General features: G+C 66.0%; 10 protein-coding genes. All 10 read left to right on the top strand.

The features are described 5' to 3' along the window. Positions 1-289: integrase core domain-containing protein (locus Q9R22_RS12995; RefSeq protein ID WP_311254291.1), on the top strand; the 289-nt coding region annotated here is incomplete at its 5' end. A gap of 424 nt (positions 290-713) precedes the next feature. Further along, positions 714-1,463 (top strand): SDR family NAD(P)-dependent oxidoreductase, encoded by a 750-nt coding sequence (locus Q9R22_RS12990; RefSeq protein WP_131333016.1) that lies wholly within the window; start codon positions 714-716, stop codon positions 1,461-1,463. Positions 1,464-1,486: 23 nt separating this feature from the next. Next, positions 1,487-2,047 carry a flavodoxin family protein gene (locus Q9R22_RS12985; RefSeq protein WP_131333017.1) on the top strand — a complete coding sequence of 187 codons (561 nt, stop codon included), beginning with the start codon at positions 1,487-1,489 and terminating at the stop codon, positions 2,045-2,047. Continuing rightward, positions 2,047-3,606, top strand: coding sequence for a class I adenylate-forming enzyme family protein (locus Q9R22_RS12980; RefSeq protein ID WP_131333018.1), 1,560 nt, complete (start codon positions 2,047-2,049; stop codon positions 3,604-3,606). The genes Q9R22_RS12985 and Q9R22_RS12980 overlap by 1 nt, the downstream gene beginning before the upstream one ends. After that, positions 3,603-4,973 (top strand): NAD(P)/FAD-dependent oxidoreductase, encoded by a 1,371-nt coding sequence (locus Q9R22_RS12975; RefSeq protein ID WP_131333019.1) that lies wholly within the window; start codon positions 3,603-3,605, stop codon positions 4,971-4,973. Before Q9R22_RS12980 ends, Q9R22_RS12975 begins: the two co-directional genes overlap by 4 nt. After that, a complete protein-coding gene (gene menD, locus Q9R22_RS12970; protein WP_131333020.1) occupies positions 4,970-6,736 on the top strand; it encodes a 2-succinyl-5-enolpyruvyl-6-hydroxy-3-cyclohexene-1-carboxylic-acid synthase in 1,767 nt (588 codons plus the stop codon). Before Q9R22_RS12975 ends, menD begins: the two co-directional genes overlap by 4 nt. Further along, positions 6,733-7,653: a 1,4-dihydroxy-2-naphthoyl-CoA synthase gene (locus tag Q9R22_RS12965; RefSeq protein WP_131333021.1), complete on the top strand. Its 921-nt coding sequence runs from the start codon at positions 6,733-6,735 to the stop codon at positions 7,651-7,653. The genes menD and Q9R22_RS12965 overlap by 4 nt, the downstream gene beginning before the upstream one ends. 32 nt (positions 7,654-7,685) lie before the next feature. Continuing rightward, positions 7,686-8,771 carry an alkene reductase gene (locus Q9R22_RS12960; RefSeq protein ID WP_131333022.1) on the top strand — a complete coding sequence of 362 codons (1,086 nt, stop codon included), beginning with the start codon at positions 7,686-7,688 and terminating at the stop codon, positions 8,769-8,771. Continuing rightward, positions 8,768-9,883, top strand: a complete 1,116-nt coding sequence (locus tag Q9R22_RS12955) for a chorismate-binding protein (RefSeq protein ID WP_131333023.1) — start codon at positions 8,768-8,770, stop codon at positions 9,881-9,883. Before Q9R22_RS12960 ends, Q9R22_RS12955 begins: the two co-directional genes overlap by 4 nt. Before the next feature lie 38 nt (positions 9,884-9,921). Then, entirely contained in the window at positions 9,922-10,404 is a 483-nt protein-coding gene (locus Q9R22_RS12950) for an Rrf2 family transcriptional regulator (protein WP_131333024.1), read from the top strand. The last annotated feature ends 50 nt before the right edge of the window (positions 10,405-10,454 follow it).

Here is a 10,454-nt window from a genome sequence, read left to right as displayed (position 1 = left end):
TCGAGCGAAGAAATTTCTCCAAGCCCTGGAGCACCACGGCCTGGTCGGGTCCATGGGGCGGGTCGGTGCTGCCGGGGACAACGCGGCCAAGGAGTCGTTCTACAGCCTGCTGCAGAACAACGTCCTCGACGCCCAGCCCTGGGCCACCCGAGAAGAACTCCGACTGCGAATCGTCAGATGGATTGAACGGACCTATCACCGAAGGAGGAAACAGCAGGGCCTGGGGAAGTTGACCCCGGTCGCCTACGAGGAGAAACTCATCACGCAGGCGCTGACGTTAGCGGCCTGAACAAGAAACCGAATCTGTCACCTGTTCCTGCATCAGCCCCGATCTCCGGCAGCGCTTCGTCATCGTGGTTGACACCATCGCTGGCCGAGTACTTGTTCGCATTGTTGAAAGTGACGATGCGCTCTCGGCTCGTACGCGCATGAAAGGCCAGCGCATCTCGGACGCTACTCGCCAAGTCGTATCTGACTGGGTTGCCCACCATGTTGTCCTCCTCGTTGAGTTCTCGACGGTGCAACTACCAGCACGGTCGGCGGCGGCTGCGACCGTGCTGCCCTCGCGTGCGCAACGCGATCGGGACCGTGCGCATTGCTCAATCGTAGCTCACGTGGCGTTCCTGGACATACTAAGTCCACTTTGTCTAGGCTGGGTGTGCGGGGAAAGCTCCCCTTGCCCCGCGAACAGACCCAACTGAGGAGAGGACCACATGGCAGCCAAGACAGCCTTCGTGACAGGAGCAAGCCGCGGGATCGGCAAGGCCAGCGCTATCCGACTGACGCAGCTCGGCTACGACGTCATCGCCCACCACCGCTCCGCCGATGCCGACTTCACCGACTTGCAGGCATCCGCTCGCGAGCACGGCACCACGGTCACGACCGTGCAGGCGGACTTCGGGGACCCCGAGGCCGTGCAGGCACTGCTGGGCCAGGTGCGCGAGACCCTGGCCGATAAGACGATCGACCTGGCGTTCCTCAACGCCGGTATCGCCCCGTTCGGGAACTTCCAGGAGCTGAGTGCCGATGCGCTCCGCGACCTGTTCCAGACCAACACCGTCGCCCCCTACGAACTCGCCGCAGGACTGGTCGACCTCGTGACCGCGCCGGGTGGGAAGTACATCTTCACCGGCTCGGCACTGACCCGGTACTCGTTCCCTGCCCTGACCGGGTACGGGATGAGCAAGATCGCCTTGGAGTACCTGGCCCGCACCATGGCCGCCGAGCTCGGCGCCCGCGGCATCACCGTCAACGTGGTCGCCCCTGGAGTCGTCGACACCGACATCAACGCCGGTTGGCTGCGTGGCAACCGGGACGCGGCTGACGCGACCCGTGACGGCAGTGCGGTGAAGAAGCTCGCTCGGCCCGAGGACATGGCCGAGGTCGTCAGTCTGCTCGCCCAGGACACCTCCCAGGCGATCACCGGGCAGGTCATCGACGCCTCCATGGGCACCAGCCTCTAACCACGAGAGAAGGGAGACCTGACATGCAGGTCGCGATCATCTTTCACAGCTCCACCGGCAACGTCGCTGCTCTCGCCGGTACGGCCAAGGACCACCTCGAAGCACTCGGACACTCGGTAACGGTGGACGCCCTGCCGGAACTCGACGATGCCGAGGTCACTGCTCAGGCGCACGCGCGGGCGCTGGAGCATCTCACCTCCGCCGAGGCGGTCCTGTGGGGCACGCCTGGCCGGTACGGATCGATGTCTGGTCCGCTGAAGCACTTCATCGACCAGACGCTGCCCCTCCACCAGCAGGAAGTCCTGGCGGATAAGTTCATGGCCACGTTCGTGTCGACCGCCTCCAACCACGGCGGCCAGGAGTCCACGATCCTCGCGTTCAACAACATCTTCTACCACTGGGGGGCGATCATCGTGCCCGCTGGGGCGGCCGGAGAGGCACAGCAGAAGCCGCTCAACGGCAACCCCTACGGAGTCTCCAGCGTCTCCGGTGCGCAGCAGGCCTCGGTGCCCGAGGAGAACCATGAGGCCATGCGGTATCTCGCTGAACGGCTGGTGACCATCGCGGCAGGCAGGGCCCGGTGATGATCCGCGCGCTCAAGCAGCTGGTCGCCCCGGCCAGCGAACCACTGCACCTCTACTGGGGTTTCCGGGACTCGGCCAGGAAGCATCCGGCCGTGATGATGCACTTCGACACTCCGCTGCCGACGTTTCCGGAGTTGGGCATCCACGCCACCTACGCCGAGGTGCTCGAGGCAATCGAGCGCCGCGGGGCGTGGCTGATCAGCCACGGCATGACGCCGGGCACGCACACCGCGGTCTTCAAGTCCGCGTCCTTCGACAGCTACATGTGGGCGGTGGCCATCGGCTACGCGGGCGGGGTGCCGGTGATGATCTCCCCGCACCTGCCGGCCGAGACCCTCGACGCTCTCCTACACCGGCTCGACGATCCCTGGGTGCTCTACGACGCTGAGACTGCCGAGAAGGTCAGCGCCGTCGACGGTGCGACACCGCAGCACAAGATCAATCTGGCCGACTATGAGCCGGTTGATGAGCCTGCCGCTCCCGCCCCGCGTGGACGGGTCGACGCTGTCGCCTACATGACCCACACCTCCGGAACGACGGGGGTGCCGAAGCTGATCGTGCACTCGCAGACCTCGATGGGCTGGCGGGTGCTGTGGCAGCAGCGGGTCCTCTCGGCCGTTGACAAGGACTCGCTCGTCGCGTTCCACATCTCACCGGTCCACAGCCGCTTCAACATCGGCATTGCCTCGCTCATGTCCTACGGGTTCAGCCTGCTCAACATCTCCGATCCGAGCCTGCCGAACGTGGAAGCGACGCTGCGGCGGTACCGGCCGAAGGTGCTCGAGACTCACCCGAACCACTTCGTGCGGTGGCTGACGCTGGTCGAGTCGGACCCATCGGTGTTCTCCAGCATCAAGTACCTGCATTCTACGTTCGACGCCATCAACAAGGAGACGATGGCGAAGTACCTGCGCGCCTCGCAGTATAAGGTGCCGGTCTTCTTGCAGGTGTACGGACAGAGCGAGTGCGGGCCGATGATCATGCGGGCGCACACCCCGCAAACCCTCCGGCTCACCAACGCCCGCTGGGTGGGCGTGGGCATGCCGCGGATGACCAAAGCGCGCATCGTGGACCAGCACGGTCGTGTGCAGCGACGGCGGAAGTCCGGTGCCATCCAGATGTACTCCCGCGGTCGAGCCCTGACGTACTGGCGGGAAGAAGACCGCTTCAACCAGAACCTGTACGGGCAGTGGTGGGACAGCGGTGACGTCGGCATCAAAGGCTATCTCGGACAGATCGCGCTGCTGGACCGACAGGTCGACCTCATCGCCAACGTGGAGAGCACCCTGGCACTGGAGGACCGCCTGCTCGATCAGCACTCCTTCCTCAGCGAGATCGTGTTCGTCCGCGGCCAGGCCGGGGAACCGCAGCCGGTCGTCGCGATCGCCGACGGTCACGAGATGGACTGGGAAGCCTGGTGGAAGAGCGTGGCGGATCTGCCGCATATGGCGGCACCACTCGTGCTCCCGTACGAAGATCTCCCACGGACGGCGACGATGAAGGTCCAGCGCAACCAGCTTGAAGCGGCCCTGCCGCGTCTGCAGGCGAGCGCGGCATGAGCGGTTCTCAGGCGAACCCGGTGAGGCGCGCCGCGATCGCCGGTGCTGGCACCTCTGGGCTGATCGCAGCGCTTCTCCTGCACCGGCTCGGCTGGGAAGTCACTGTGGTCGAGGCTCATGCGCGAGCACGGACAGGGACCCGGGCACCGACGCTGTGGCCGCCGGCCCTGCATGTCCTCGGCCTCGTCGGCGTCGCCGGAAAGGTGAAGGCTGAAGGGCATCCCGTTTCCGTCTTGGGGTTCCGGACGGAGACCGGTGAGCGGAGACTCGACCTGGGCGCGGCCGGGTGTGTGACGCTGTCCCAGTCACGCCTGGAACGTCTGCTTGAAGACCGTGCGCGCAGGGTCGGAGTACGCATTCATCGCGGTGTCAGGGTGACCGGCGCCCATCAGCAGGACGATGGCCGCGTCCTTGTGACCGGCAAGGGTGACGTCGGCACGTTTCCGGACCTGACGGTCGACCTTCTCATCGGTGCCGATGGATACCGGTCTATCGTCCGCGAGGCCATCGGCGTCGAACTCGCCGGTCCCGGTCGTGGAACGCGGTTCGCGTTGCGCGACTTCGTCGACGACACCGGCGGGTTCGACCGCGACGCGGTGTGGACGTGCACCGGGGAGCCGGGCGCCCTGGTCACGGTTCCGCTGCCGGAGAACACGATCCGCCTCGTTGCCCCCTTCCCCGGGGAAGACACCCACGCCGGGGCGGATTTTCTGCGCGAACGCGCACTCGGGCACGGGTTCCCAGCTCCGGAAGGACCAGTGGTGTGGGAGGCCACGTTCCTCGCCCACACGCAGCAGGCGACCCGGTTCGCCCAAGGGCCGATCGCGCTCATCGGTGATGCCGCCCACGTGCAATCACCCGCGGGCGGTCGCGGCATGAACCAAGGCATCGAGGACGCCTTCACCCTGGTCTCGGAAATCGGGGCAGACACCAGCGACGATCTGGTCGCGGCAGTGGCCCGGTACGCGGCGATACGGGAACCAGAGCTCAGCGATGAGCTTGCTGCCAACGCGGCCGTGACCTCCCACTGGAACGGTACGGAACCTGCCGCCCTCATTGCTCCGGTCATCCGCAGCGAACTCGAAGTCGCCAGCTGCTCCTTCCGACGCGTCTCCGCCATCGGGTCCGTGACCCCGGACGAGACCTCTCCGCTCGGACGGCGCGTGCGATTGACCGCAGAAGCCTGGCCTCGGTTGTCGTCACTGCGCCTCCATCACGGTCTCATCGTGGAGACCACCCCGGCATCTCCCGCCATCGGTCGAATGCCCAGCCTCGTGGGCAACAACCTGATGCTGCCCGATGGGAAGTACACGCTGTCTCCCACGATGAACATCCTCGCGTTCGAACCCGTCGGGGTGCCGGCATGACCCCCACGACAGCTCCATCGGATCTCCACCCCGGGCGCGACGCCCGGATGACGGATGCTCACGTCCTGGCCGGAATCGTCGTTGACGAGCTTGTGCGCAACGGCGTGCGCTGCTTCCTCTACTGTCCTGGCTCACGAAACGGCCCGCTCGGTTTCGAGCTGGCCCGCCGCTCCCAGAATCGGGAACTCGTCCTCCACGTCCGACTGGACGAGCGCGTCGCCGGGTTCACCGCACTCGGCATGGCCAAAGCCACTGGCAGCCCGGTCGCAGTGGTCACCACCTCCGGAAGTGCCGTGACGAACCTGCTGCCGAGCGTGACGGAGGCGAACTATTCCGACGTGCCGGTCATCGTGCTCTCGGCCAACCGCCCCGTGTCCGTGCTGGGTACCGGAGCCTCGCAGACCATCGAGCAAATCGAGGCTCTGCGCAGCCAGGTACGCGGCAGCATGCAGATCACGCCCGAAGGCGCAGATACGGCGACGGTCAACGCCTCTATCCGGTCGACGGTGTGCCGCGCCGTGCTGACCGGTGGCGGACGTCTCGGCGCTTCGGCGGGGCCGGTCCATCTCGATCTTCCGCTGACCAGCGCACTGCCGCCGAGGCAGTTCGAACCCCACCTGCCGGCTGGCAAGCCCGACCACGCGCCCTGGGTGACACCTCCGGCCACTCGCGGATCAGGGGCCGCAGCGGAGCCGCACCGGGTCCATTCGCACAGCCTCGTCATCGCCGGCGACGGTGCGAACCCGAGGCTCCTGCCCGCAGGAGTGCCCGTTGTCGCCGAGCCCACGGTGGCGTTGCGCGAGGATCAGACCCGATTGCACCCGTGGGTTCTCGACTACCTCACCCCGGAGGAGGTCGTCGTCCTCGGACGGCCCACACTGCACCGCAACGTCACCCGGACCATGCGCCATCCCGGCATCCGCGCCTCCTTCCTCAGCGATGGCAATGAGCGGTGGCTCTACGCGGCTGCCGACCTCGATGCCGTGGTTACCGCCGTGGCTCCACCGGAGACCCGAGACGAGGCATGGGACCAGCACGTCACCACCCTGGATCAGACGCTCCGCGCCGCGTGGGCCACAGCGTTGGCCGACTCCACGGTTCAGCCCTGTGGCGCGCACGCTGTCAGCGCCGTCCTCGCGACGGTTCCCGAGTCTGAGCTGCTGTGGCTGGGAGCGTCGAACACCATCCGCGATGCGGCCCTGGTCGCACGAGAGTTCCCACAGTTCACGCTGTCCAACCGCGGCACAGCAGGCATCGACGGCACCCTCGCCTCTGCCGCCGGTGTCGCGCTGGCCCATCCTGACCGGCACGTCACGGCCATGGTCGGCGACCTCACCTTCCTCTACGACGCCACCGCCTTGCAGTTCGGCCGTTATGAACAGGTACCGACCAACCTCACCCTGGTCGTCATCAACGACCAGGGCGGGGGCATCTTCGAACTCCTCGAGCAGGGCGCACCCGAGTACAAGCAGCCCCCGTACGCCACCACCTTCGAACGCATCTACGGCACGCCACAGGCTGTGAACATCGCCGCCCTCTGCCAGGCCTACCAGGTCCGGCACCGCGTCGCCGACCTCGCCGAGCTTCCCCAGGCACTGCACGAAGAACACGCCAACGGCCTGAGCGTGATCGAAGTCCCCGCCGCACGCGGGCACCTCCGAGACCTCCACGCCCGCGCGCGAGAGTGCGCCGATGCCCGGTGGAACGCCCAGACCACGCCCACATCACCGATCACTACGCCGCAAGGAGGCACACGACCATGACCGACGCTGTGAACCCCTTCCAGCCCGACCGGTGGAGACCGGTCGAGGGATTCGATGGCCTGGAAGACATCACCTATCACCGTGGTCTCCAACCAGGCGCGTCCGACCTCGCCCCGTGGGTACGGATCGCGTTCAACCGGCCCGAAGTCCGCAATGCCTTCCGCCCCCAGACCGTCGACGAGCTCTACCGGGTCCTCGACCACGCCCGCATGACCAGCGACGTCGGTGCCGTCATCCTCACCGGCAACGGCCCCTCACCGGCCGATGGCGGCTGGGCGTTTTGCTCCGGCGGCGACCAACGCATCCGCGGCCGCGACGGCTACCTCTACACCGGCGACGACGGCACCATAGACGTGGCCAGTCGGGGACGCCTCCACATCCTTGAAGTCCAACGGCTCATCCGGACCATGCCCAAGGTCGTCATCGCCGCCGTCTCCGGGTGGGCGGCAGGCGGTGGGCACTCCCTGCACGTCGTCTGCGACCTGACGATCGCGTCGAAAGAGCACGGCAAGTTCAAACAGACCGACGCGACCGTCGGGTCCTTCGACGCCGGCTACGGCTCTGCCCTCCTGGCCCGGCAAGTCGGTCAGAAACGTGCCCGCGAGATCTTCTTCCTCGCCCGCGAATACTCCGCCCAAGACATGTATGAGATGGGCGCGGTCAACACCGTCGTCACGCATGCGGACTTGGAGTCCACGGCGGTCGAGTTCGCTGCCGACATCTGCCGCCAATCGCCCCAGGCCATTCGCATGCTCAAGTTCGCCTTCAACCTGCCAGACGACGGCATGGTCGGTCAGCAGGTCTTCGCCGGTGAAGCCACACGCCTGGCCTATATGACCGCCGAGGCAGCCGAGGGACGCGACGCGTTCCTGGAAAAGCGCGCACCCGATTGGGCGCCGTTCCCGTATTACTTCTGACAATCCCAGCCCACGAGTTCGACGGAATCACCATGGACACAGTTTTCGATCCTGCACAGTTCGGCGACATTCCCCTCGGCAGTCGCCTGGTCATGAGCGGGATGACCCGCCAACGCGCCGACGCCGAGGGCGCCCCGACCGAGACGATGACCACCTACTATAGCCAACGCGCCGCCGCGGGCCTGATCATCGCCGAGAGCACCCACCCCTCATGGACGGGGAAGAACCAGCCGGGCAGCCCGCACATGATCACCGACGCCGACGAACAGGCCTGGAAACAGGTTGTCGACGCCGTCCACGACAACGGCGGCACGATCGTCCTGCAACTTATGCACGCCGGAGGCAACGCTCACCCCACCGTCAACGGCGACCGCACGCCTGTGGCGCCCTCGGACGTCATCCCGACCGAGACCATCAGGGTCGGTGCCGACATGCTCCCGCACGCACGACCCCAGGCACTCACCCAAGCAGGCATGCGGGAGGTCATCGACGACTTCGCACAGGCTGCACGCCGGGCGATGGCGGCCGGCTTCGACGGAGTCGAGATCCATGCTGGCAACGGCTTCCTCCTGCACCAGTTCCTCTCACCCCAGACGAACACTCGCATCGATCAGTACGGGGGCACACCGCAGGACCGGTGCCGGTTCCCCATCGCCGTCATCGACGCGCTCACCGAGGCCATCGGGGCTGCTCGTGTCGGCTTGAGAATCTCACCAGGGGCCTCGGTTACCTCTCTGCACGAGCTCGACCTTCTCACGCAATACGGTCAACTGCTGGCCCAGCCGGAGGTCCAGGACCTGGCCTACCTCCACACCACCTCGACCAGTGCTCCCGAGATCATCGAGCAGATGCGCTTACTGTGGCACGGCCGGTGGATTCACAACATGGGCACCGACCCCACCACCCCCGCCAGCGAAGTCCTCGCCCGCGCCACGTCCACCCTCGCACGCGGCGCCGACGCCGTCTCACTGGGCCGGCTGTTCATCGCCAATCCCGACCTACCCCGACGCCTGGCCACAAACGCAACCCTGGCGACACCCGACTTCACCACCTTCTACACCGGCGGCACGCGCGGCTACACCGACTACACCCCGCTGGAGACGGAGACCACCTCATGACACAGACACAAGAACACGCTCCCACCACCCGCGCTGCCGTCTGGGGTGCCGCCTTTGCGGTATTCGGTGACGAACGATCAGTCGTGCTTCCGAACCCCGAGATCCGCACCGAGAGCCTCGAAGACGCCCAGTGCCGAGCACTCGCCGCTGAGACCGGCGAAGTCCTCGGCGTGCTAATCCCGTTCGAGACGGGTGCACCCGTCACGACCTATCTTGGCCGCCCCAGCACTGTGCCCGACACCGAGGCTGTGGAACAGCCCGGTAGCTTCGATGCGACCGCGCTGACCCCGGACATCCGGTTCAACGAACGCGAGACCGCCCGCTACATGCTCTCCCTCGAACAGGCACGGCACACCTTCGACACCGAGCCAGAACTGGCGAAGGTCGTTCTGTCACGATCAGAGCGCTACACCTGGGAAGGAATGCCACCCCACCGCCTCCTCCTCTCCCGCATTCACGCTCTCTACCCAGAGGCCTACCGGTATCACGCCACGACCAAGGACGAGGATTCCACTGTGGCCGCCGGTGCCACCCCGGAGCAGTTCCTCAGCAAGCGAGGGAACACTGTACGTCTGCAGCCACTGGCAGGCACCGTGCCCGGCGCACTGACGAGGGCCGAAGCCGAGGCCCAGCTCCGCACACCGAAGTACCTGGAAGAACACGGCCTCCTCGTGGACTTCATGCGGTCCAGACTCCACACGATTGCGACGGAGGTATCCGTCGCAGCGGAGCCATCGATCGTATCGGCGAACAACGTCTGGCACCTCGGTACCCCGATCCGCGCCGAGGTGCCCGAATCCGTGTCGATCGCGGCCCTGGTCGACCTGCTACACCCCTCACCAGCTGTCTGCGGGGTCGACCAAGACCAGGCCTCAGCTTTCATCAGCGGAGTTGAGACAACGCGCGGCTACTACGGCGGGCTCATCGGCTGGCTGACCCCCGACGGAGACGGCGACCTGTACGTGGCACTGCGGGGACTGGAGATCGACGACGACCAGCACAGCGTCACCCTCCGGGCTGGCGGTGGCATCACCGCCGCCAGCGATCCGACGACCGAGTTCGCAGAGACCTCGGACAAGCTCGACGCGATGCGAAGGGTGGTGGGTGCCTAGACATGACGTATCTGAGTCCAGGTAGATAAGGTGGACCCATGAAGTTACCCCGCGGTGCCGAATGGATGGCCCACTGCCTCGTCGCTCTCGCCGTATGCGATGACGTCGGCCCGGTGCCACGTCGCGCATTGTCCGAAATGTTCGACATCTCAGAGGAGTACCTCACCAAGCAACTCCAGCTCCTCGTCAAGCAGGGGGTCGTAGCGTCAGCCGCTGGGCAACGAGGCGGTTACCGACTCTCGAAGCCGGCAATTGACATCACATTGCTCGATGTCCTCAACGCCATCCAAGGAGATGCGCCCCTGTTTAACTGCGAGAACGTACGATGCCGCGGCATCTTTGAACCCGAGGCGGAGAAAATCAAGGCCCGCGGGAAATGCGGTATCCACAAGGCGATGCTGAACGCGGAAAAAGAGTGGCGGGAGAGCCTCGGTCACGTCACCATCGACTCGCTCACCGAGAGCGTCGGTGACGACGGGGCGAAGACGATGCGCGACTTTGTCGCCTCCGTCCGACAATAGTCCAGAACCCCCATACACCTCATAGTCGCTATGAAAGCAACATGGAGTGA

This window comes from Kocuria sp. PD6 (genome assembly GCF_031844145.1).
Classification (GTDB): Bacteria; Actinomycetota; Actinomycetes; order Actinomycetales; family Micrococcaceae; genus Kocuria; species Kocuria marina.
Note: the sequence above shows the minus strand (reverse complement) of the source record. Positions and strands in the feature narration are given on the sequence as shown.